Here is a 23069-nt window from a genome sequence, read left to right as displayed (position 1 = left end):
TGAATGACCTTCGCCACGCGCCGATTATGCTGATTTACATAAAAACGGCGTTTTTCAATGTCATCTGTCGCACAAATCAAACACAATATGGACACTTTTCTGTTTTCGCGTAACGCGGAACTCACTTATCAACAAGTCGTTAAACCTGATGCAATCAATAACCGTTTCTCGCAAGACCGCATGGCTACGCGTCATTATGCTGGCCATCGCCGCATTTATTTTTAACACCACCGAGTTCGCGCCGGTTGGCCTGCTTTCCGATATCGCCAGCAGCTTCGCCATGCAGACTGCCCAGGTCGGCCTGATGCTGACGATTTATGCCTGGGTGGTGGCGCTGATGTCGCTGCCGATGATGCTGCTCACGCGGCAAATCGAACGGCGTTTTCTGCTCATTGCCATCTTCCTGCTCTTTATCGCCAGCCATGCGCTTTCGGCGTTCGCGTGGAGCTTCAACGTGCTGGTGGTTTCGCGCATTGGCATCGCGCTGTCACATGCTATTTTCTGGTCAATTACCGCCTCGCTGGCTATTCGCGTGGCGCCAGCCGGCAAGAAAACCCAGGCGCTGAGTATGCTGGCGACCGGTACGGCGCTGGCTATGGTGCTGGGCCTGCCGATTGGCCGCGTCATCGGACAGTATCTTGGCTGGCGTATCACTTTTGGCGTAATCGGCGTGGTGGCGCTGATGACTATGCTAACCCTGGCGAAACTGCTGCCGAAGCTACCAAGCGAACATACCGGCTCGCTAAAAAGCGTGCCGATGCTGTTCCGTCGCCCTGCCCTGGTCTCGCTGTACCTGCTGATCGTGCTGATTGTTACGGCGCACTATACGGCCTATAGCTATATCGAACCCTTTATTCAGGCCGTGGCGCAGATGGGCGGCAATTTCACCACCTTCCTGCTGCTGATTTTCGGCGCGGCGGGCATTATCGGTAGCGTGCTGTTCAGCGCGTTGGGCAACAAGTTTCCGGCGACGTTTCTGCTGGGCGCGATTACGCTGGTGTCGGTCTGTATGCTCGCGCTGTTAATCGCGGCAACGCATACCGTGGCGATCTCGACGCTGTGTGTTATCTGGGGGCTGTCGATGATGATTATCGGCCTGGCGGTTCAGGTCAGAGTTCTGACGCTGGCGCCGGACGCCACCGACGTGGCGATGTCGCTGATGTCGGGCATCTATAATCTGGGCATTGGCGGCGGCGCGCTGCTGGGCAATCAGGTGAGCCTGCATTTGGGCATGGCGCATATCGGCTATGCCGGCGGCGCAATCGGCCTCTTTTCGCTGGCCTGGTGCGCCTGGAGTATGAAACGCTATCCGCAGCTGCGGATTAACTAACGAAAAGGCTCATCAAATGATGAGCCTTATTTTTAGATGCGTTGTTGTCAGTCCTGAAGGCCCATCCAGGGCTTTTTACTATGCCAGATAGAATACCGGCTTAAGCTCTTCGCTGACCGGGCTGAAATCCGGGTTTGACGGCATCAGTTCACACATCGACCGCCACCAGCGCTGGCACACTTCCGTGCTGGCGACCGCGTTCCAGCGCGCTTCCGATTCGATCTCCACCACCGCAAACAGCAGATGGCGAGACTCGTCCAGAAAGATGCTGTAATGATGCGCGCCGTGCGCTTTCAGCGTCTGCGCCAGTTCTGGCCAGATGGGATTATGCCGCTGCTCGTACTCCTGATGCTTATCAGGATGCACCTGCATCACAAAAGCCTTACGCAACATGCGGATGCCTTGCTTCCAGCGCGGCGTGCCATGGCTGCACATTGAACCGTTCACCCAGCGCGACCAGCTGTTCCGTGGTAATGCTCTGGCGCATTCCGCCCATCGACAGCACTTTTACCACCACCTCGGAAGATTTCTCCGCCGTGTCGATCAGGCCAAAGGTTTCGTCCAGCGTCGGGCCTGCGCCGAAAATGCCGTGGAACGGCCACATCACCAGGCTGTGCGACGCCATCTGCTCCGCGGTTTTTTCGCCGATGCCGTCGGTGCCCGGCACCATCCACGGCACGATGCCCACGCCGTCCGGGAACACCACCAGACATTCGGTGCTGCCTTCCCACAGCAGGCGGGTAAACAGCGCGGAGTCCAGCTCCACCACATAGCTCAGCGACATAAAGTTAGTGGCATGGCAGTGCATGATGACGCGATCGGCGCCGTTGGTCACTTTCATGCGCACGCTGTGCGACTGGAAATGGGAGGCCAGCTCGGAAGTGGGCAGGCCGCCGTTGCTCAATCCCCAATAAATGCTGTAGGCGCGGCCGTCTTCGCTGACGCGCAGCAGCACCAGGCAGTCCGCCGGATCCAGCTGCACGTTGCGGAAAAATTTGCCGGAGCCGGTGACGATAAACCAGCAGTTTGCCAGTTCCGGTACGGGCTGCGTCAGTTCAACCGTGCGCGGCTCACGGTAGAAATCCTGAGCAAACGGCCGGACTTCTTCATCAAGTAAGCGGTAGCTGACGTTGCCGCCGTTGCGTTCATCCCACCCTTTTAACCACATATCCGTAGTGGCTTTTACCATTCCCTGGACGAACCATGAAGTCAGAATGTGTTGCATGTTGCATCCTTAACGTTTGCTGAGAGTTTGTTGTTCATAATGGCGAACGCTGTCAAGCCAGCCTGCGCCCGCCGGGACGTCGTGACGTACGCAGTACGCTTCCCACACCGCCTGCCACGGCAGCGATTTTTGTTCTTCCAGCAGGGCCAGACGCGCGGTGTAGTCGCCTTCCAGCTCCAGCTTTTTCAGTTTGTCCACCGGCTCCAGCAGCGCCCGCAGCAGCGCTTTTTTGGCGTTGCGCGTGCCGATAACCCAGGCGGCGATACGGTTGATGGAGGCGTCAAAGAAGTCGAGACCAATATGCACCTTGTCAAACAGGCGCTGACGCACGATTTCATGCGCGATGGCCTGGGTTTCGTCATCCAGCAGCACCACGTGATCGCTGTCCCAGCGCACCGGGCGGCTGACGTGCAGCAGCAGACGCGGCACGTAGAGCATGGCAGTTGAGATCTTGTCGGAGATAACTTCAGTCGGATGAAAATGACCGGCATCCAGCGTCAGCGCCGTCTGGCGGCTGGCGGCATAGCCCAGGCAGAATTCGTTTGAGCCAACGGTATAGCTTTCCGCGCCGATGCCGAAAAGTTTGCTCTCTACCGCATCGATATGGTGCGCCGGATCCAGCTTCTCGCTGATGATCTCGTCAAGCGAGTTCGCCAGGCGTTCGCGCGGCGCAAAGCGATCGATGGGCAGATCTTTCATGCCGTCCGGGATCCAGATATTCATAATCGACGGCGTGCCCAGCTGTTCGCCAAACGCGGCCGAAATTTTGCGGCTGGCTTTACAGTGTTCGATCCAGAATTCACGGATCTCTTTATTGGCGCTGGCCAGCGTAAAGCCGTTTTCGCTCAGCGGATGCGAAAAGCAGGACGGGTTGAAATCCAGACCCAGGCCGTTGGTTTTTGCCCATTCCACCCAGTTGGCAAAGTGCTGCGGTTTGATTTCGTTGCGTTCGACCCGGCTGTCGCTTTCCAGATAAATGGCGTGCAGGTTCAGCCTTTTGGGGCCAGGGATCAGCGACATCGCCTGTTCCAGATCGGCGCGAAGTTCGACCGCCGTTCTGGCTCTTCCCGGATAGTTGCCGGTCGCCTGGATGCCGCCGGTCAACGCGCCCTGAGGATTTTCAAAACCGCGGACGTCATCGCCCTGCCAGCAGTGCATTGAGATCGGCAGCTGATCCAGCTGCTTCAGTGCGGCGTCAACGTCCACGCCTTGCTCGGCAAAGCGTGATTTTGCCAGTTCAAACGCCTGCTCAATTGCTTGGGTCATACGCATAGCTCCTTAACCGAATGTGTCAGTGACTGAAAAAGCGCCCAGCTGCGGCTGTAAGCGTCACTGGCCTGTGGAATAAAAGTGTTCAGCGGGAAATTTTGGGTGACCAGCTGGCGGAAATGGGTGACATCCCTGACGCTGCCGTGGGCGATCAGCTGGCTGCCGATATTGCCAAGCGTGGAGGCTTCGACCGGCCCGGCAACCACCGGAATACCGCAGGCGTTGGCACAAAGCTGATTCAGCAGCGGATTCTGACAGCCGCCGCCAACGATGTGCAGCTGGCTGAAAGGCGCGCCCCGTACGGCGGCAAGCTCTTCCAGCACGAAGCGGTAATAGAGCGCCAGACTGTCAAAAATACAGCGAGCCAGCGCGGCGGCCGTGGCAGGCGTCGGCATCCCCTGTCCGGCGCAGGCGTCCTGAATTTCGCGCACCATATTGACCGGATTGATAAAGCGTTCATCGTTGGGGTTAATAAGCGACCGGCAGGCAGGCTGCGCTTCTGCTTCCCGCACCAGCGCCGGCAGATCGTCGATAGCCAGTTCGCGGCAGACGCGCTGCAGCAGCCAAAGGCCCATAATATTTTTCAGCACGCGGTAGCGCCCTTCCGCGCCGCCCTCGTTGGTAATGTTGGCGGCCAGCGCGGCGGCATCGTTATAAGGTTGCAGGCTTTCAAAGCCCATCAGCGACCAGGTGCCGGAGCTGAGCCAGGCGACGTTGTCCGTGGTGAGCGGCGCCGCCAGCACGGCGCTGGCCGTATCGTGCGTAGCGACGGCGATGACCGGGACGGATAAGCCGGTGCTGGCCTTCCAGTCGCCAATTTTTACGCCGGGCGCGGTGGGCTTGCCGAACCAGGCGGGATTGGCACCCGTCCATTCCAGCAGCGCATTATCCCACTCGCCGCTCTGGCTATTCAGCAGCTGCGTGGTGGTGGCGTTGGTGTATTCCCAGTTAAGCTTGCCGGTCAGGCGATAGTGGAAATAGTCCGGGATCAGCAAAGCGTGACGTACGTCATTGAGCCATTCCGGCTGGCTCTCGCACAGCGCACGCAGCTGATAAAGGGTGTTGAAAGGCAGGAACTGGATTGCGGTGCGCTGGTAGATGGCTTCCCGACCCAAATCGGCGCAGGCCTTCTGCATTACGCCCCAGGTCCGGTCGTCACGATAGGAAACCGGCAGCCCAATCCGCTCACCCTGCTTATTCAGCAGCACGTAATCCACGCCCCAGGTATCAATACCGATACTGTCCGGCGCAATGCCCTGCTGAATCAGCTTGTCCAGCGAAGCAAGGATAAATTTTTCCAGTGCATCCACATCCCAGCATTGCCGCTCTTCCCTGACGACCAGGCTATTGACGCAGCGGGCGACCTCTTCCAGCGCCAGCTTGCCGCTTTGCAGATCAAAGCGGCCCAGCATCACGCGTCCGCTGGAGGCGCCCATGTCGATGGCAACACAATTTTGTAGGCTCATGGCGATGGCTTCCTGTCTGTTTAGTGCCCCCTAGTCTAAAAGCCGCTGCTTTTGGCACCTTCCTGCCAGTGCCAGGCGTGATCCCTCGCTGGCAACAGGGCAAAGGTGAACGTGAAGCAGCTCACATTTCCTGCTGAGGCGCCGGCAAATTAACGGTGTGACGCGACGCGCACTTCCCAACTTGCCTGCGCACTTTCTTGAAAAACAAGCGGATTTGCCGATGTTTCCGGTCAAAAAATCAAGGCAGCAACGCAGGCGGCGGCGGTAAACTGACCCCAGAGTCGACCCAGGAGATGCACCATGACCCTACTACATAGCGTGGACTTTTTTCCCGGCGGCGGCCTGCCCGTTGCCATTGAACCTCGTATGCCGCAGAGCGCCTTTCCTGAACATCACCACGAGGATTTTCACGAAATTGTGCTGGTTGAACAGGGTGCGGGCGTGCACGTGTTCAACGGCGAACCCCGTACGCTTTGCGGCGGATGCGTTTGCTTTGTGCGCGATCATGATCGCCATCTTTATGAAAAAACGGATCGTCTGATCCTGACCAACGTGCTTTATCGTGGGCCGGAGGCGTTTCGCTTTATTACCAACTTCCAGCATCTTTTACCTCAGGAAAAAGAAGGACATTACCCCTCGCACTGGCGTATCAGCGGCCGGGTGATGGAACAGGCGAAAACGCTGATTAAAGAACTGGGCGCGCCGGTAGATCCGAAACAGCCCGAAGCGAGGGCCGAGCAGGAGCTGCGCTTTATGCAGCTGCTGGTGCTGTTGCGGCGCGGATGCAGCGAGCAGCCCGGTGACGATCAGAGCGGGAGAATGCGCGGTCTGCTGGACTGGCTGGCCGACCATTACAGCGAGGAAGTGGACTGGGACGCGCTGGCGGATAAGTTTTCACTTTCGCTGCGCACGCTGCATCGCCAGCTGAAACAACAGACGGGCAGCACGCCCCAGCGTTACCTTAACCGCCTGCGTCTGTTGCAGGCGCGGCATTTGTTACGCCACAGTGAAATGCGTATTACCGATATCGCCTACCACTGCGGATTTGGTGACAGCAATCACTTTTCTACCCTTTTTAAGCGTGAATTTGGCTTTTCTCCGCGTACCATCAGGCAAAATGACCTGTGAGGTGACACGTGAGCAAGCCGCTTTGTCTGGCGAAAGCCGACTATTTTCCGTCCGGGCTGATGCCGGTCGCTATTGCCGACCGCGCGCCCCAGCAAACTTTCCCGTCCCATATTCATGAGTTCTGCGAGCTGGTGATCGTCTGGCGCGGCAACGGGCTGCACGTGATGAACGATCGCCCCTGGCTTATTACCTGCGGCGATCTGTTCTACATCAGTCCTGAAGACTGCCACAGCTATGAGTCGGTCAACGAGCTGGTGCTGGACAACGTGATCTACTGCCCGGAGCGCTTTCGTCTTGGCCTGGACTGGTCGCAGTTTCTGCCGCAGGAAAAAAAGGCCTGGCGGCTGACGACGCGCGGCATGGCTTTGGCGAGAAGCGTGATCCAGCAGCTGGCGCAGGAGAGCGCCAAAAGCGATCGGCTGTCGCGTCAGCTGACGGAGGCGCTGTTTTTACAGCTGGTGTTGATCCTACAGCGTCACCGCTACGCGGCGGACGTTGCCTGGCAGCTGCCTGAGGGCGAACAGCTGGATCTGCTAATGTCGGCCATTCAGGGCCAGCTGGCCCATTTCGATCTCAGCGATTTTTGTCTTCAGCATCAGCTGTCGGAGCGCGCGCTCAAGCAGCTGTTTCGTCAGCAGACCGGCATGACGCCAGGCCAGTATCTGCGGCAGCTGCGCATGTGTAAGGCTAAATTTTTGCTGCGCAGCACGCCTTCGCTGATTGGCGACGTGGCCGCGCTGTGCGGCTTTGAGGACAGCAACTATTTTTCCGTCGTGTTTACCCGGGAAACCGGCATGACGCCCAGCGCCTTTCGCCAGCAGTTCGAACAGCACCGTCAGAAAAAAGCCGCCGCATGGTAAGCGCCACATCCCTGTGGCGTTCCGATCAGGAGATCATCCCCAGGCCAACGATGTTGGCGGCAAGAATAATAACCAGACAGCCGCCGCACAGCACGCTGACCGGACGTTTGCCGACGTTCTTCCACTCTTTCAGCACCAGCCCGACCAGCCCTCCGCAGAGCACGTAGAAACTCATGTGCAGCATCCAGCTGATAAAGTCATACTGCGCGGGAATGCGGGCGTGGCCCCAGGCATAGAAGAAGAATTGCAGATACCACATGGTGCCGCCCAGCAGCGACAGCAGCAGATTGCTGACCAGCAGCGGTTTCGCTACCGAGAAATCCGCCTTTACCGACAGGCTGGACTGGGTAGCCAGACGGATAAAGCAGTAGCCCAGGTTAACCAGCGCGCCGCCGCCCATAATCACCACATAGCTGGGCAGCGCGGCATATAAAGGATTGATGCCCAGCTCCAGGGCGGCGTCTTGCATCGGTTTGGCGGCGTTCATCGCAAACGACATGCCGGCGGAGAAAATTCCGCAGAACACAGCCAGCACCAGCCCTTTTTTAAGGTTGAACTCTTCCGCCGTAATGCCCATTGCCCGCTCTTTCAGCAGCCCGGCGCGGGAAACAATCGCCACGCCGCACAGCGCCACCAGTACCCCCAGCAGCGTCAGCCGGCCGCCCGTGGAGCTGAACAGTTCGACAAATCGCCCCTGTAACAGCGGCGTCATCAGCGTGCCGACCACCAGCGTTACGCCGATAGCGATCCCTATTCCCATCGACATGCCCAGGTAGCGCATGGTTAAACCATAGTTAATATTGCCAATCCCCCACATGGCGCCGAACAGAAAAACAGGCAGCAGCTGCGCGAGCGAAAAAGAGCCGTAAAATTCCCAAAAATCAGGCAGCAGCGCGGCGCTGACGGCCCAGGGCAGAATAAGCCATGACATGATCCCGCCTACGGACCACATGGTTTCCCAGGACCAGTGACGCACTTTTTTAAATGGCGCATAGAAGCAGGCGGCGCTGGCCGCGCCCACCAGATGCCAGAAAATACCTGCAAAGATAAGGTGGCTCATGCTTTTTTTCCTTCATAGGAGGGTAAAATTCCCGGTAGGCTGAGTCTACGAAGGTTGCCTCTCTCCACACCTTTGGCTGGCTGCCTGCGCCGGCATGAAAATGGCAAAATCCACCGTCTTATCCCGTCTGCGATCACAGATACAGGTTATCTGTCTTTGCTCTGAAAAACATCCAAATATTTCCATTAACCTGCTGTTTATTCAGCACTCTTCGTCAAATCTCTTTGTCTTTTTGCCAGTTTCACGCGTGGCGTGGCGCTCAGAGAAAGGCATTAACCCTCTCAATGCGGCAGCATAACTGCAACATTACATTAACTAAAACGCAAAATATCATTTACGGAGACGACGCCTGTGACGCGCCTGCATCATTGTTTTATTAACGGCCAGTTTGTTGAGAATCGCAGCGATCGCTGGATTGACGTAATTAACCCCGCTACCGAAGTGCTGCTGTGCCGCATCCCGCAAAGCGATAAAGAAGAGGCCGATCGCGCCATCAGCGCGGCCAAAGCTGCCCAACCCGCCTGGGAAGCGTTACCGGCCGTTGAACGTGGCCGCTGGCTGCGCCAGATTGCGGCAGGCATTCGTCGTCGTGAAGCGGAGCTGACCGCCACTATCGTGGCGGAAGGCGGCAAAACGCAGCAGCTGGCCCAGACGGAAGTGCTGTTTACCGCAGACTATCTGGACTATATGGCCGAATGGGCGCGCCGTTATGAAGGAGAGATTGTGCAAAGCGATCGCCCTGACGAAACCATCCTGATATTGAAAAAAGCGATTGGCGTGACCACGGGGATCCTGCCGTGGAACTTCCCTTTTTTCCTGATTGCCCGCAAAGCCGCTCCGGCATTGATAACCGGCAATACCATTGTGATCAAACCCAGCGAGCTGACGCCGGCCAACGCGATAATATTTGCTGAAATCGTTGAAGAGATTGGGCTGCCGCCGGGCGTGTTCAATCTGGTAACCGGCTATGGGCCGGAGGTAGGACAGGCTCTGGCCGCCAGCCCGGAAGTGGGAATGGTCAGCCTGACCGGTAGCGTAAACGCCGGGATCGCCACGCTGGAGGCGGCGGCAAAAAACGTCACCAAAGTCGCGCTGGAGCTGGGCGGCAAAGCGCCCGCCATCGTCATGAACGATGCGGATCTGGATCTGGCGGTAAAAGCCATCGTGGCTTCGCGCATGATTAATACCGGGCAGGTCTGCAACTGTACGGAGCGCCTTTATGTCCAGGAAGGCGTTTATGATGAGGTGGTGCGCCGCCTGACGGCGGCTTTTAATGCGGTCAGCTGCGGCGATCCCGCGCAGGACGACACGCTGGATATGGGCCCGCTGATTTCTGCCGACGCGCTGGCGCGGCTGGAGCACAAAGTGGCCCATGCTGTGGAACAGGGCGCGACTGTAGTGGCTGGCGGCAAACGCAAAGGCGATCGCGGGTTCTTCTTTGAGCCAACGCTGCTGACCAACGTACGCCAGGACATGGCTATCGTCCGGGAAGAGACTTTTGGCCCGGTGTTGCCGGTTATCCCCTTCGCAACGCTGGATGACGCGATCGCGCTGGCTAACGACAGCGAATATGGGCTGACCTCCTCCATTTTTACCGAAAACCTGAATACGGCGATGCAGGCGATGAAAAAGCTGCGGTTTGGCGAAACCTACGTTAACCGCGAAAATTTTGAAGCGATGCAGGGTTTCCATGCTGGCTGGCGTAAATCCGGCATTGGCGGCGCCGACGGTCGCCACGGCCTGGAAGAATATCTACAGACCCACGTCGTTTATTTACAGGCACGCTGAATAACCAGGGCCGATGATAGTCGGCCTTTTTCTTCTCACTCAAAAGTTACCACGCGCTTATAATTATGCATGTTACCTCCGCTTAGTTAATTTTTTTAAAATATAAAATATATTTTATTTCCAGCCTGATTTTTATCCCTCCTGATTATTAATACTCAACCAACCTTCTCAGCAAAATAATAAAGTGCGCGTTAAGACTTTTTTAATATCCGATGCGAGATCCGGATCACTGTTTATCCGGCACGTTCAGGTTAGTTTCCTTGCCGCCGCCTGAGTAGTTTAATATCGCGCTCCGAGCGGAATAACCCATACTAAATTTTGATAATTTGGCAGCTTTTTAGATTATTATTTTAACCGGAGAGTACAATGCATATTCCTCAGGCAGCCGCAGAACCGCTTGCCGCTACGACGTGGCGTAAAACCGATACCGTCTGGATGCTGGGACTATACGGCACCGCCATCGGCGCAGGGGTGCTTTTCCTGCCGATCAATGCCGGCGTTGGCGGGTTAATTCCGCTGATTATTATGACCCTTCTCGCCTTCCCTATGACCTATTACGCCCATCGCGGGCTGACTCGTTTTGTGCTGTCGGGTAAAAATCCCGGCGAAGATATAACGGAAGTGGTGGAAGAACATTTTGGTCGCGGCGCAGGCAAGCTGATAACCCTGCTCTATTTTTTAGCTATCTATCCTATTCTGCTGGTTTACAGCGTGGCGATAACCAATACGGTAGAGAGTTTTCTGACGCATCAGCTGGGTATGATCAGCCCACCGCGTATGGTGCTGTCGCTGCTGTTGATCGTGGCGATGATGGCTATCGTGCGGTTTGGCGAACAGATGATCGTAAAAGCGATGAGCGTGCTGGTTTTTCCATTTGTCGCCGCGCTGATGGTGCTGGCCGTTTATCTGATCCCTCGCTGGAACAGCGCCGCGCTGGATACGCTTTCTTTTACTACGACCAGCTCAGGCAGCCTGATGTTGACGCTCTGGCTGGCGATACCGGTGATGGTATTTTCTTTTAACCATTCGCCAATTATCTCTTCTTTTGCCGTCGCCAAACGCAAAGAGTATGGCGCGGACGCCGAGCCGAAATGTTCCCGCATTCTGGCACGCGCGCACGGCATGATGGTGCTGACGGTGATGTTTTTTGTTTTCAGCTGCGTCCTCAGCCTGACGCCGGCCGATCTGGCCGCGGCTAAAGCGCAAAATATCTCCATTCTTTCTTATCTGGCCAATCATTTTAACGCCCCGGTTATCGCCTGGATGGCGCCGATTATCGCCATGATCGCTATAACAAAATCTTTCCTGGGACACTATTTAGGCGCGCGCGAGGGCTTTAACGGCATCGTAGCAAAATCGTTGCGCTCCGTCGGAAAAGAGATCGGGCCGAAAAAGCTTAACCGCCTGACGGCGCTGTTTATGCTGCTGACCTGCTGGCTTGTCGCCACGCTGAATCCCAGCATTCTGGGCATTATCGAAACGCTCGGCGGCCCGGTGATCGCCATGATCCTGTTCCTGATGCCGATGTATGCGATCCGCAGGATCCCGGCGATGCAGCAGTATCGCGGCCACCTCAGCAACCTTTTCGTGGTGCTGGCAGGCCTGGTCGCCATTTCGGGCATTGTTTACTCACTGATGAATTGATCGGCCGGGCCTTCTCTTTTCGCGCGGAGTTTTTATGATTAGCGTTTTCGACATGTTTAAAATCGGTATCGGGCCTTCCAGCTCGCATACCGTCGGGCCAATGAAGGCCGGTAAAACTTTTATTGATGAATTAATTGCCCACCATCTGCTCCTTGACGCCACCTCGCTGGTTGTGGATTTATACGGCTCGCTTGCGGCGACGGGCAAAGGGCACAATACCGACACCGCTATTATTATGGGGCTGGCCGGCTGGCTGCCGGAAAGCGTCGATATTGATGCCATTGCGCCTTTTATGCAGCAGCTGGCCGCTACGGGTCGTCTTCCCCTGGCTGAAGGCAAACACGAAGTCGCCTTTCCGCTTGAGCAGTGCATGGTTTTTCACAGCGTGAATTTGCCGCTTCATGAAAATGGGATGCGTATTACCGCCTTTGCCGGTTCCCGGCGCCTGTTGACCAGAGTCTACTATTCCGTGGGCGGCGGCTTTATCGTTGATGAAGCGCATTTTCATCAGCCACGGCAAAGCGCCGTTGCGGTGCCCTGGCCCTATAAAAATTCCGCCGACCTGCGCCAGCACTGCGCCAAAACCGGGCTGTCGCTTTCCGGGCTGATGATGCAAAACGAGCGGGCTTTACATTCTCCGCAGGAGTTGGATGCTTACCTGTTGCGGTTGTGGGAAGTCATGAGCAACGGCATTGCCCGCGGCATGACTACGGAAGGCATTATGCCAGGCAGTTTGCGGGTGCCGCGTCGTGCGGCAGCCCTGCGCCGCACGCTGGTCAGCAGCGATAAAACCACCAGCGATCCCCTGGCGGTAGTTGACTGGATCAATATGTTTGCGTTGGCGGTCAGCGAGGAAAACGCCACGGGCGGCCGCGTGGTAACCGCACCGACCAACGGCGCCTGCGGTATTATCCCGGCGGTGCTTGCCTATTACGATAAGTTTATTCGTGAAGTCAACGCCGGTTCGCTGGCTCGCTTTATCCTGGCCGCCAGCGCTATTGGCTCGCTGTATAAGATGAACGCCTCGATTTCGGGCGCGGAAGTAGGCTGCCAGGGAGAAGTGGGAGTCGCCTGCTCCATGGCCGCCGCCGGGCTGGCCGAACTGCTGGGCGGCAGCCCAGCCCAGGTTTGCATCGCGGCGGAGATTGCCATGGAGCATAACCTTGGGCTGACCTGCGATCCGGTGGCGGGCCAGGTGCAGGTACCCTGCATTGAGCGCAACGCCATCGCGGCCGTCAAAGCGGTTAACGCGGCACGGATGGCGCTTTATCGCGTCAGCGAGCCTCGGGTCTGTCTGGATAAGGTGATTGAAACCATGTATGAAACGGGAAAAGATATGAATGCTAAATATCGTGAGACTTCTCGTGGCGGCCTGGCAATTAAAGTGGTCACCGCCAGTTAAGCCAGGGTTGGCTTAGCCGTATCGATCGTTGCCCTGTTTGGCCCGCGTCATAACCACGCGGGCTTTTTATCGCTTTAGAAAGGCGCGCGCCTGTCGCGTTTGGTTGCTGCACATAGCCTGAAAGGCGCATATCCGTTGTTTCAGGCTGGTTTTATAAGGCACGCATCTTTTGTTCCTGGCCAGTTGCCAGAGTTTTTACTAAAGGCATGAACCTTTCGTTTCGGGCTGCTTCTACAGCGCTTCACCCCGCTCGCCCGTTTGTTCTTCTCCTGGCCTGGTTTGACTTTTCAGTAGCGCCCAGCCGCTGAGCAGCGTCAGTGCCATCAGGTAATAGCCCGGTGCCAGGCTGGTGCCGGTCGCGCTAATCAGCAACGTACAGATCAGCGGCGCAAAACCACCAAACAAGGTCACAGCGACGTTGTAACTAATCGCCATACCGCTGGCGCGCGTGGTCACCGGGAAGAGATCGGCCATCATTGACGGCACCACTGAGAAGTAGACCGATTTCAGCAGCGCCAACCAGCCGACCAGCAACAGCAGCCTGCCCGCCGTCGGCTGGTTCACCACCAGCGCGAAAGCCGGATAAATAGTTACCAGCAGCAGCGACAGCGAGCCCCACATCAGCGGCCTGCGCCCGATTTTTTCCGCCCACAGCCCCATCAGCGGCGTGACCACCGTCAGGATTATGCCCGCAAGCAGCGTGGCGCTGAAGGCCGTGGTCGCAGAAAGATGCAGGCTTTTGGTGGCGTAGGTCGGCACGTAGTTAAGCATATAGTTGATGCCGGTTGAAATAATCATCAGGCCGATCGCCAGCAGCATCAGGCTTTTCTGCTGCCCTGCCAACAGCCGAAGCGGCGAGCGAATTTTCTCGCGGCGGCTGAAGCTTTCCGGCTCGTGCAAATGACGACGAATGTACAGCCCGACCGGGCCAATCAGCAGGCCGAAGGCAAAAGGAAGGCGCCAGCCCCAGCTTTCCATCTGCGCCTCGCTCAGAGAGTGTGCCAGCCCAAGACCAAACGCCGAAGCCATCAGCGTGCTGGCTCCCTGAGTGGCGAACTGCCAGCTGGCGATAAAAGCGCGGCGCTGCGGGAAGTGCTCAACCAGGAAAGCCGTCGAGCTGCCGAATTCGCCGCCGGCGGAAAAACCCTGGATCAGGCGAGCCAGCAGCACCAACACCGGCGCGGCCAGGCCGATAGTGGCGTAAGCGGGCATAAGAACAATGATAGCGCCGCCCAGCATCATCAGGGAAATGGACATCAGCAGCGCTTTTTTGCGCCCGACGCGATCGGCATAGGCGCCCAGCACCACCGCGCCAAGCGGGCGGATCAGAAAAGAAACGCCAAAACTGCCGAAGGTCAGCAGCAGCGACACCGCCGGATCCGCCGTGGGGAAAAAAGCCTGCGCGATATAGCTGGCGAAGAAGCCATAAATCGCAATATCGAACCACTCCAGCGCGTTGCCGATACAGGTGGCGAACAGCGTTTTATACAGGTTGGGCGTGGCCGCTACAGAACGCTGCTGGTCGATTAAGGTACTCATTGCGCGCCTCCTTGCTGCTGCCTGAACCGCTGGTGGCTGGCAATCAGTTCGCTGCCCTTCTCGCCCAGATCCCACAGCAGCCGGGTCATTATCTGCAAACCCTCACGCGCAACAGATTGCAGCATGTGTTCATCCACGGCGTGTTGGCCGCAGGCCGGATAGGAGTGCGGGATCCAGAGCGTGGGCAGGTTCAGAATATGCGCGAAGACGTCATTCGGCAGTGAACCGCCCAGGTTTGGCAGCAGCGCGGGCTTTTTGCCGCTGACCTGCTGGATTGCCTCCAGCACCCAGCCCACCAGCGGATTGCGCGGATCGAGCCGGGTTGCTGGCGAGCCGCGCAGCATCTTCACTTCTACCTGGCTGAATCCTGCTGCGGCCAGGTGCTCACGCAGGTGACGCTCAATGTTTTCCCAGTCGGTGCCCGGCACAAAACGCAGCTGGCAGACCGCCGTTGCGCTGCCGGGAATAGCGTTCATTGGCCGCGCCGGATTGCCCGTCAGAAAGGACAGCATCTCCAGAGTGTTCCAGCCATAGAGCCGTTCAGTGGGGGTCAGCCCCGCTTCGCCCCATTGCGCATCGATCTGCGGGCCGTTGACATCCTGTTGCAGGGTAATGTCGCTCAGGATCGCGCGGATCTCTTCCGTCAGCGCCGGCGGCTTCAGCGACGCAACCTGAAGCTGGCCGTGCTGGTTCACCAGAGAGGAAAAAGCGTTCGCCAGCTGGGTGCCAGGATTGCTGAGCAGGCCGCCCCAGTTGCCGGAATGGTAGTCGCGATCGCGGGCGTTGATGCTCAGCCGAACGTTTACCGCCCCGCGCGAGCCAAGAAACAGCGTGGGCCTTTCGGCGCTCAGCCTGGGGCCGTCAGAGGCGATAAAAATATCTGCGCCGAGCAGTTCCGGGTTTTCGCGACAGATTTGCGCCAGGCCGGGCGAGCTGATCTCTTCGCCCATTTCGAACAAAAATTTGCAGTTAAACCCCAGCCTGCCGCCGCGAGCCGCGTAGATCTGTTCGAGCGCGGCGATATTGACCGAGTGCTGGCCTTTGTTGTCCGCGCTGCCCCGCCCGTACCAGCGGTCGCCCTCTTCCGTCAGCCGCCACGGAGCCAGCCCTTCGCGCCAGTTTTCGTCGTCGCCGAACACTACGTCGCCGTGTCCGTAGCAGAGCAGCGTCGGCAGCGCGGCGTCTTCAATACGCGAGGCCAGCAGAAACGGGTAGCGCGGCGCCTGAGGATTATCGATTGCGATTAGCTCAAAGCCCATTGCCTGCATGGCCGGGGCGATTTCCTGCTGCAGGTAGCGCTGGATCTCCGCCTCGCGGTTCTCCCGCTGGCTTTCGGAACGAATGGCGATGCGTCTGGCCAGCACCTGTTTAAACTCACCGCGGTCAAACCATGCCATGGCCTGCGTCAGAAGCTGCTCGAGGGTCATAAGTCACCTGTGTTTGCTTTTATAGTGTTATGGCTTCCATCTAAGCTAAAATCTGGCTTTGCCACAATTATAAAAATATCAAACAAGCTTTGCTGCAAAAGCAAAGGTTCGCTGCACTACCAGGCAGCATGCACCATAAAGAGGCAGGTTTATGCTTAGTCCTGAAGTCCGCTATTTTCTGGCCGTCGCCAGTACAGGTTCGCTTAGCGCCGCCAGCCAGCAGCTGTTTGTGGCCGTTTCGGCTATCAGTCGTCAGATCCAGCGTCTGGAGGCGGATATTGGCGCGCCGCTGTTTGAGCGTCATGCACGCGGTATGATCCTTAACGATGCGGGCAGAATTTTTGAGGGTCACGTCAGGCGAAGCCTGCTGGGCATGGAGCAGGCAAAAGCGGAAATCAAAGGCCTGAAGGCGGTACGGCGCACGGCGCTGCGCATCGCCTGTACCGACGGCATGGCGTTCAGCCTGCTGCCGGGGCTGTGTTCGCGGTTCCGTCAGCTCAATCCGGCGGTCAGCTTTAACCTGACCGTAGGAAGCGTTGAGGAAGTGGCGGATATTTTGCGCCAGGGCGAATGCGATGTGGCTTTTCAGTTCAGCCTGCATCCGGAGCGCGGCGTCGAGGTGCTGGGCTCCTGGCCCGCGCCGGTGCTGATGGTGATGCGTAAAGACCATCCGCTGGCGGAAAAGTCGATCCGACTGCAGGATTTATCCGCCTGGCCGATGGCGCTGCCCGATCGCGCTACCACGGTGCGCCAGCTGTTTGATCTCTCCTGTCAGATGAACGGGACCTTTATCGAGCCGGTACTCACCTGCAATAATTTCAGCACGCTCTATGCATTTTTACAGCAAAACCCGCTGGCGATCACGCTATGCAGCCCGTTCACGGTGCTGTTCCAGCACGCCGGACTGGATCTGGCGTTGCGCTCTCTCGGGATCGATCAGCTGACCCAGCGTACATTGCAGGTTCAGACCGTGACCGGCCGTCAGCGTTCAGCGGCGCTGAATCTGTTCCTTGCCTATGCCTGCGAAGAATTAGGCAAGCACAGCGGGAACGGGCGCTGAAACAGCCCGCTCCCGCGCCGAATAGCCGCGGCTATTTTAGATCGACCTGCCAGAAAAGGTGTTTGCCAAAAGGATCAACCTGATAGCCCATCACCTCTTTGCGTACCGGTTCAAAAATGGTGGAATGGGCAATCATCACCGCCGGCATTTGATCATGCATCATCTGCTGCGCCTGGCGGTAAAGCGCCACGCGCTTCTGATGATCCTGTTCCGAGCGCGCCTCAGTAATCAGCGCATCAAACGGCTTGTAACACCACTTAGCCGAATTCGATCCGCCTTTCGCCGCGGTACAGCTGAACAGCGGCCCGAAGAAATTATCCGGATCGCCTGTCGCGGTGGTCCATCCCATCAGCGCCGCCTGATGCTCGCCGTTTTTAACGCGCTGCAAATACTCGCCCCATTCAAAGGTGACGATATGGGCGTTGATGCCCACTTTTTGCCAGTCGGCCTGGATCATCTCCGCCATACGGCGCGCGTTGGGGTTGTAAGGCCGCTGAACCGGCATCGCCCACAGCTCTATGGCGGTGCCCGGCGCCACGCCCGCCTCTTTTAACAGCGCTTTAGCGCGCTGCGGATCGTAAGGATAATCCTGTAAATCGCTGGCGGCGCTCCAGACGTCAGGCGGCAGCAAATTTTTTGCCGTCGTGCCCGTCCCCTGAAAAATAGCGTCGATAATCGCAGGTTTGTTGATCGCCATCGCCAGCGCCTGGCGCACCCGGACGTTATCCGTCGGGGCTTTTTGCGTGTTAAACGCCAGAAAGCCCGTGTTGAGTCCGGGTTTTTGCATCACCACCAGATTGCTGTCCGCCCGTATTTTGGGCAAATCGGCCGGGTTGGGAAACGGCATCACCTGGCATTCATTTTTGGTCAGCTTGGCGAGACGTACCGAGGCATCCGGGGTAATAGAGAAAACCAGCCTGTCCAGCTTCGCTTTCCCCTGCCAGTATTCAGGGAAAGCGCGGTAAAGAATGCGCGAATCTTTCTGATACTGCGCGAGCACAAAAGGCCCGGTGCCGAGCGGATCGCTGTCGACCTTCTCCGGTGTGCCCGCTTTCAGCATGGCATCGGCATAGTCAGCCGAAAGAATAGAAGCAAAATACCAGGCCAGATCGGCCAGAAACGGCGCTTCGGCATGGGCCAGCGTAAAGCGCACGGTGTGCTCGTCCAGTTTCTCGATATTTTTAATCAGCGAGCCGAACTCCAGGCTTTCAAAGTTGGCGTAGGTGCCGCCGGAAACGTTGTGATAAGGGTGCTGCGGATCTTTCTGCCGCATAAAAGAAAAAATTACGTCGTCTGCGCCAAAATCGCGCGTGGGATGAAAATAGCGGTTGCTTTGAAATTTTACGCCTTTGCGTAAATGAAAGGTGTAAACGGTGCCGTCAGCACTGATATCCCAGCTTTCTGCCAGGCTTGGCATAAGTTCAGTGGTGCCGGGTTTAAAGTCCACCAGCCGGTTATAAACGGTCGCGGCGCTGGCATCTACGCTGGTGCCTGACGTATAAAGCTGCGGATTAAAATTTTCTGGCGATCCCTCCGAGCAGAATACCAGCGTATTGGCCGCCGCGCCCGTTGCCGCTGCCAGTAGCATAGCGGCTGTTACTCCTTTCAATACCGATTGCTTCATCCCCTTCTCCCCTGATTAAAAGATTAAGTCAGTGCCGGATATCAATGCCGTGAAGCCTGAGTCGGAATCAAGCCGCAAACCACTATTAACCTTGTTTTATCCAAATAGCAAAGGGAATTCGGTTTGATATTTATCCATACAACTTACTGATGTTACGGTTAATCCTGAATGCGCGCCCCGGCAGAAGCGAAATAAAATAGCGCGTTGGAGATAACGCTGATTAAACAGACCTGCTGTTAAGATCAGCCAGGTATTTAGAGGATGTTTACCGAGGAGATTTAATTAACGGGTAATTAGCAACACATTGCCAGCGCGCTATAAAGAGATTTTCAGTAGAAAGAAGAGATAATACCCTGCCGGGCGGCAGGGTATCGGGGCCCGATTAGTTCAGCTTATAATCCAGCGTAATTTCCGCATTCATCAGCTGGGAAACCGGACAGCCCGCTTTGGCCTGATTGATGATTTCATCAAACTTAGCGCTGTCGACGCCCGGCAGGGCGATCTGGCTCTGCAGCGCGATTTTGGTAATCTTAAAGCCTTCGCCAACTTTATCCAGCGAGACGTCCGCCGTGGTGTCAATGCTGTCCGGCACCAGACCTTCGTTGCCCAGCATCAGCGAGAGCGCCATCGAGAAGCAGGCAGCGTGTGCCGCGCCGATCAGCTCTTCCGGGTTAGTGCCCGGCTTGCCTTCAAAGCGGGTGTTGAAACCGTAAGGCTGTTCTTTCAGCGCGCCGCTTTCGGTGCTGATAGTGCCCTTACCTTTCTTGATATCGCCTTCCCAGTGTGCCTGACCTTTCTTATGAATAGTCATCAATATCCTCCCGTTTGCTTTGCGTGAAGGGTAAGTATAGTGACTTTTCAGCAGTTTGCTGACGAAGCACTTGCAAATGCTCATTTACTAACCGTTAATAGAAGGAGACCACAGGAGAAATACCATGTTTAAAACTGATGATATTGTGCAAAGTAAAACCGGCGGCCCAAAGATGGTGGTATTGCAGGTTAAAGGCGAGACGCTTTATTGTGCCAGAGTGGATGATGCCGACAAAAAAGAGATCGAGGTGCCTGCCAGCTCGGTCAATCTTTACCATGAAGACGGCGACTTTGGCGTTTGCTGATAAGCAGGGCCGCCCGGCCCTTTTCTTCTCTTAAGCACAGGATTGTCTATGTCTCAGCAACTGGCCAGCCAGTTAACCAGCCGTTTTTTCCGCTATCTTGCCGTCACCAGCCAGAGCGATGCCGCCGCGACAAGCCTGCCCAGCACGCCCGGTCAGCAGACGCTGGCTAACCTGCTGGCGGAAGAGCTGCGCGCCCTGCGGCTGGAAAATGTGCAGGTCGATGAATGCGCGACCGTTACCGCTGTCCTGCCCGGCAAGGCGCCGGGCGCGCCGCGTATCGGTTTTATCACCCATATCGACACCGTCGATGTCGGCCTCTCGCCCCATATTCACCCGCAGATTTTGCGCTTTGAAGGCCAGGATCTCTGCCTCAACAGTGAACAGGAGATCTGGCTGCGGGTGGCTGAACACCCGGAGATCGTCCCTTATCAGCATGAGGAAATTATCTTTAGCGACGGCACCAGCGTGCTGGGCGCCGATAATAAGGCGGCCGTTACGGTCGTGATGACGCTCCTGGAAAACCTCCGCGACGCAGCGACGCACGGCGATATCGTGGTCGCCTTTGTGCCTGATGAAGAGATCGGCCTGCGCGGTGCCAAAGCGCTGGATCTGGAGAAACGCTTTAACGTCGATTTCGCTTATACCATTGACTGCTGCGAGCTGGGCGAAGTGGTCTATGAAAATTTCAACGCGGCGTCGGCGGATATCCGCTTCACCGGCGTGCCGGCGCATCCGATGTCAGGCAAAGGCGTACTGGTGAATCCCCTGCTGATGGCCTGGGATTTTATCAGCCATTTTGACCGCCGCCAGACGCCGGAGCACACGGCCGGACGTGAAGGCTATATCTGGTTTAACGAGATGACGGCAAACGCGAGCGAGGCAAGACTAAAAGCCTCTATCCGTGATTTCGGGCTGACGGGCTTTGCGCAACGCAAGCAGCAAATCAACGAGGTCGCCGCCTTGATTGCCGGACAGTATCCGACCGGCAAGGTGGAGGTCAGCATCAGCGAGATCTACAGCAATATCAGCAACGCTATCGGCGAAGATCGACGAGCGATAGATCTGCTGTTTGCCGCGCTGGAGACGCTGAACATTACCGCGAAGGTTACGCCGATGCGCGGCGGAACCGACGGCGCGGCGCTGTCGGCGAAGGGCATGCTGACGCCAAACTTTTTTACCGGCGCGCACAACTTCCATTCCCGCTTTGAATTCCTGCCGGTCTCCTCCTTTGTGAAGTCTTATCAGGTAGCAGAACAGCTTTGCCTGCTGGCCGCGCGGCAGGCATAAAAAAAGCGCCGGGTCACGGCGCTTCAGGCTAAGGCATAACGAGGATCAGAAAGAGACCCAGTCATCGGCGCTGGCTTTCGCCACGGCTGGTCGTGCGCTAATCGGCGCGGCCTTGACGTAAGGCGCCGGTGACGGCGTGGCGGCTGTAGCCGGTGAGAGACGGAACTTAGAAACGGAGAGCGTCAGCTCTTCGGTCTGGCGCTCCAACGCGCTGGCCGCTGTAGAAACCTCTTCCACCAGCGAGGCGTTTTGCTGCGTCACGCTGTCCATTTCGGTAATGGCGGTGCCAATCTGCGAAATGCCCTTGCTTTGCTCTTCCGAAGCGGAGGCGATCTGCTTCATGATCTCCACAACTTCCGCTACCGCCTGTAGCATGTCGTCCATGGTGCTACCGGCTTCGCCAACCAGTCGGGATCCCTGATTCACGCGAGTAACGGAATCCGCAATCAGCGTTTCAATCTCTTTAGCCGCCCCGGCGCTGCGCTGGGCAAGGTTGCGCACTTCGCTGGCTACCACGGCGAAACCACGGCCTTGCTCGCCTGCCCGCGCCGCTTCTACCGCTGCGTTCAGCGCCAGAATGTTGGTCTGGAAAGCGATGCTGTTAATCACGCTGGTGATTTCCGCAATCTTGCGAGAACTGCCGGAAATGCCCTGCATGGTATCCACCACGTCTTTTACCAGCTTGCCGCCCTTGCTGGCGGTGGTTGAGGCGCTCTGTGCCAGTTCGCTGGCCTGACGCGCGTTGTCGGCGTTGAATTTCACGGTGGCCGTTAATTGCTCCATGCTCGCGGCGGTTTCTTCCAGCGCGGCGGCCTGCTGTTCGGTGCGGGAGGAAAGATCGTTGTTACCGGAAGAGATTTCCGCCGCGCCACGGTAGATATTATCCGTGCCGCTGCGGATGGCGCTGACGGCTTCCCGCAGGCTATCCTGCATGGCGCGCAGTAGCGGCATCAGCTTGCCAACGCAGTTGCGGCCGATATCTTCCAGCGGATGGCTCAAATCGCCCTCGGCGATGCGGCGGAAGTGCTCGCGCATTCCATCCAGCGGGCGCACCAGCATTTTTACCAGGTAGCGGTCGGTAAAAAGCAGGATCAGCAGGCCGGCAATCACCGCCATAACAATGATCATTTTAGTCATATCGGTCAGGTGATCGACGGTGACGCGCGTCACGTCCAGCTTTTCGCCAGCGGCAAGATTGAATTTATCCACGCTGGCGCCAAAAGCGCGGCTGAGCGGCGGCGTCACGCTGGCGGCATGACGACGGAAATCGTCCAGCGACGCCTGCTGTGCCAGCTGCATCTGCGGCAGAACCCCTTCGTCCAGCAGTTTCTGCCAGCTGGCGATGACGGCAGCAGCGTAGCCTGGCGCCAGTGGGCCTGGCGCTTCGGCTTTGAAATCGGCCAGCAGCTTGGTCATGTTATCCAGCGCTTTTTGTACCGAGGCCATATCCGCAGCCGCCGTTGGGCTTCCCGCCTGGCGGGATTCCACTGCGCGCGTCAGACGAGTAATAAAGCGAAAATATTGATCGTTGCCCTTGCTCAGGGTGGTCATCTGGTTCACCAGCTCACGGTCAACCTCGTTGCCCTGGCCCAGCGAATTCAGCGCGCAGACGCTGTAAATGCCCACTGCCGTCCATAGCAGGCAGAAAAGCCCGAGGATCGACAGCATTACGCTGCGGATGGTAAAATCTTTTAGCAAATTCATAACTACTCCGTAACGATGTTAAAACCCGAGTGCTCGTCCTGCGTGGTGGACGCTTGACAGGAGTTATCGGCATCGCCAACAAAATCATGAGTAATTATTTCTTTCTTATTCAGGGCGTTACTGACCATAGCGCAGCGTTAA

19 protein-coding genes are annotated in these 23069 nt (G+C 57.2%); 9 read left to right on the top strand and 10 right to left on the bottom strand.

What is annotated here, in order from left to right; genetic code table 11:
• Positions 1–148 precede the first annotated feature (148 nt).
• Complete coding sequence (locus ACMGEE_RS01975; protein ID WP_369894692.1) at positions 149–1330, top strand: sugar transporter; 1182 nt, start codon at positions 149–151, stop codon at positions 1328–1330.
• Between the two features lie 78 nt (positions 1331–1408).
• Here the strand turns inward: ACMGEE_RS01975 and rhaM are convergent, their stop codons facing one another.
• Genes rhaM through rhaB form a run of 4 tightly spaced genes read right to left on the bottom strand, consistent with a single transcriptional unit; the run spans position 1409 to position 5290 of the window.
• Positions 1409–1723 (bottom strand): L-rhamnose mutarotase, encoded by a 315-nt coding sequence (rhaM, locus tag ACMGEE_RS01970; RefSeq protein ID WP_253454018.1) that lies wholly within the window; start codon positions 1721–1723, stop codon positions 1409–1411.
• Positions 1713–2555, bottom strand: coding sequence for a rhamnulose-1-phosphate aldolase (gene rhaD / locus ACMGEE_RS01965; protein WP_125287617.1), 843 nt, complete (start codon positions 2553–2555; stop codon positions 1713–1715). Before rhaD ends, rhaM begins: the two co-directional genes overlap by 11 nt.
• 9 nt (positions 2556–2564) lie before the next feature.
• Entirely contained in the window at positions 2565–3821 is a 1257-nt protein-coding gene (locus ACMGEE_RS01960; RefSeq protein ID WP_253454016.1) for an L-rhamnose isomerase, read from the bottom strand.
• Positions 3818–5290, bottom strand: a complete 1473-nt coding sequence (gene rhaB / locus ACMGEE_RS01955) for a rhamnulokinase (RefSeq protein WP_253454014.1) — start codon at positions 5288–5290, stop codon at positions 3818–3820. The genes ACMGEE_RS01960 and rhaB overlap by 4 nt, the downstream gene beginning before the upstream one ends.
• 300 nt (positions 5291–5590) lie before the next feature.
• On the opposite strand from rhaB, the gene rhaS reads away from it, so the two are divergent.
• Both rhaS and rhaR read left to right on the top strand, forming a co-directional pair.
• Positions 5591–6418: an HTH-type transcriptional activator RhaS gene (rhaS, locus tag ACMGEE_RS01950; protein ID WP_253454013.1), complete on the top strand. Its 828-nt coding sequence runs from the start codon at positions 5591–5593 to the stop codon at positions 6416–6418.
• Positions 6419–6426: 8 nt separating this feature from the next.
• Complete coding sequence (gene rhaR / locus ACMGEE_RS01945; RefSeq protein WP_253454011.1) at positions 6427–7278, top strand: HTH-type transcriptional activator RhaR; 852 nt, start codon at positions 6427–6429, stop codon at positions 7276–7278.
• A gap of 25 nt (positions 7279–7303) precedes the next feature.
• Here the strand turns inward: rhaR and rhaT are convergent, their stop codons facing one another.
• Complete coding sequence (rhaT, locus tag ACMGEE_RS01940; protein ID WP_253454009.1) at positions 7304–8338, bottom strand: L-rhamnose/proton symporter RhaT; 1035 nt, start codon at positions 8336–8338, stop codon at positions 7304–7306.
• A gap of 351 nt (positions 8339–8689) precedes the next feature.
• Here rhaT and aldA point away from each other — a divergent pair, with 351 nt between their 5' ends.
• The 3 genes from aldA (at position 8690) to ACMGEE_RS01925 (ending at position 13172) form a co-directional block, all read left to right on the top strand.
• The gene (gene aldA, locus ACMGEE_RS01935) at positions 8690–10126 is read left to right on the top strand and encodes an aldehyde dehydrogenase (RefSeq protein WP_253454007.1); all 1437 of its coding nucleotides are present in this window, start codon (positions 8690–8692) and stop codon (positions 10124–10126) included.
• 366 nt (positions 10127–10492) lie between these two features.
• Entirely contained in the window at positions 10493–11770 is a 1278-nt protein-coding gene (locus tag ACMGEE_RS01930; RefSeq protein ID WP_301729516.1) for an HAAAP family serine/threonine permease, read from the top strand.
• Between the two features lie 34 nt (positions 11771–11804).
• A complete protein-coding gene (locus ACMGEE_RS01925) occupies positions 11805–13172 on the top strand; it encodes an L-serine ammonia-lyase (RefSeq protein ID WP_436829575.1) in 1368 nt (455 codons plus the stop codon).
• 231 nt (positions 13173–13403) lie between these two features.
• Here the strand turns inward: ACMGEE_RS01925 and ACMGEE_RS01920 are convergent, their stop codons facing one another.
• Both ACMGEE_RS01920 and ACMGEE_RS01915 read right to left on the bottom strand, forming a co-directional pair.
• Positions 13404–14711, bottom strand: coding sequence for an MFS transporter (locus tag ACMGEE_RS01920; protein WP_253454001.1), 1308 nt, complete (start codon positions 14709–14711; stop codon positions 13404–13406).
• Complete coding sequence (locus ACMGEE_RS01915) at positions 14708–16138, bottom strand: M20 family metallopeptidase (RefSeq protein ID WP_436829574.1); 1431 nt, start codon at positions 16136–16138, stop codon at positions 14708–14710. Before ACMGEE_RS01915 ends, ACMGEE_RS01920 begins: the two co-directional genes overlap by 4 nt.
• A gap of 151 nt (positions 16139–16289) precedes the next feature.
• Between ACMGEE_RS01915 and ACMGEE_RS01910 the strand changes: the two genes are divergently transcribed.
• Positions 16290–17198: a LysR family transcriptional regulator gene (locus tag ACMGEE_RS01910; protein WP_436829573.1), complete on the top strand. Its 909-nt coding sequence runs from the start codon at positions 16290–16292 to the stop codon at positions 17196–17198.
• Positions 17199–17229: 31 nt separating this feature from the next.
• Here the strand turns inward: ACMGEE_RS01910 and ACMGEE_RS01905 are convergent, their stop codons facing one another.
• A complete protein-coding gene (locus ACMGEE_RS01905; RefSeq protein ID WP_436829572.1) occupies positions 17230–18786 on the bottom strand; it encodes an ABC transporter substrate-binding protein in 1557 nt (518 codons plus the stop codon).
• Positions 18787–19204: 418 nt separating this feature from the next.
• The gene (locus tag ACMGEE_RS01900) at positions 19205–19633 is read right to left on the bottom strand and encodes an OsmC family protein (protein ID WP_125287630.1); all 429 of its coding nucleotides are present in this window, start codon (positions 19631–19633) and stop codon (positions 19205–19207) included.
• A 124-nt stretch (positions 19634–19757) separates the two neighbouring features.
• Here ACMGEE_RS01900 and ACMGEE_RS01895 point away from each other — a divergent pair, with 124 nt between their 5' ends.
• Together ACMGEE_RS01895 and pepT are read left to right on the top strand one after the other, a co-directional pair.
• Positions 19758–19937: a GDFGVC terminal motif YodC-like protein gene (locus ACMGEE_RS01895; RefSeq protein ID WP_125287631.1), complete on the top strand. Its 180-nt coding sequence runs from the start codon at positions 19758–19760 to the stop codon at positions 19935–19937.
• A 48-nt stretch (positions 19938–19985) separates the two neighbouring features.
• The gene (gene pepT, locus ACMGEE_RS01890) at positions 19986–21224 is read left to right on the top strand and encodes a peptidase T (RefSeq protein ID WP_436829571.1); all 1239 of its coding nucleotides are present in this window, start codon (positions 19986–19988) and stop codon (positions 21222–21224) included.
• A 45-nt stretch (positions 21225–21269) separates the two neighbouring features.
• Here the strand turns inward: pepT and ACMGEE_RS01885 are convergent, their stop codons facing one another.
• On the bottom strand, positions 21270–22928 hold the full coding sequence (locus ACMGEE_RS01885; RefSeq protein WP_369894686.1) for a methyl-accepting chemotaxis protein: 1659 nt from the start codon (positions 22926–22928) through the stop codon (positions 21270–21272).
• Positions 22929–23069: the final 141 nt, after the last annotated feature.

It is taken from the genome of Erwinia artemisiae, assembly GCF_051400835.1.
Classification (GTDB): Bacteria; Pseudomonadota; Gammaproteobacteria; order Enterobacterales; family Enterobacteriaceae; genus Erwinia; species Erwinia aeris.
Note: the sequence above shows the minus strand (reverse complement) of the source record. Positions and strands in the feature narration are given on the sequence as shown.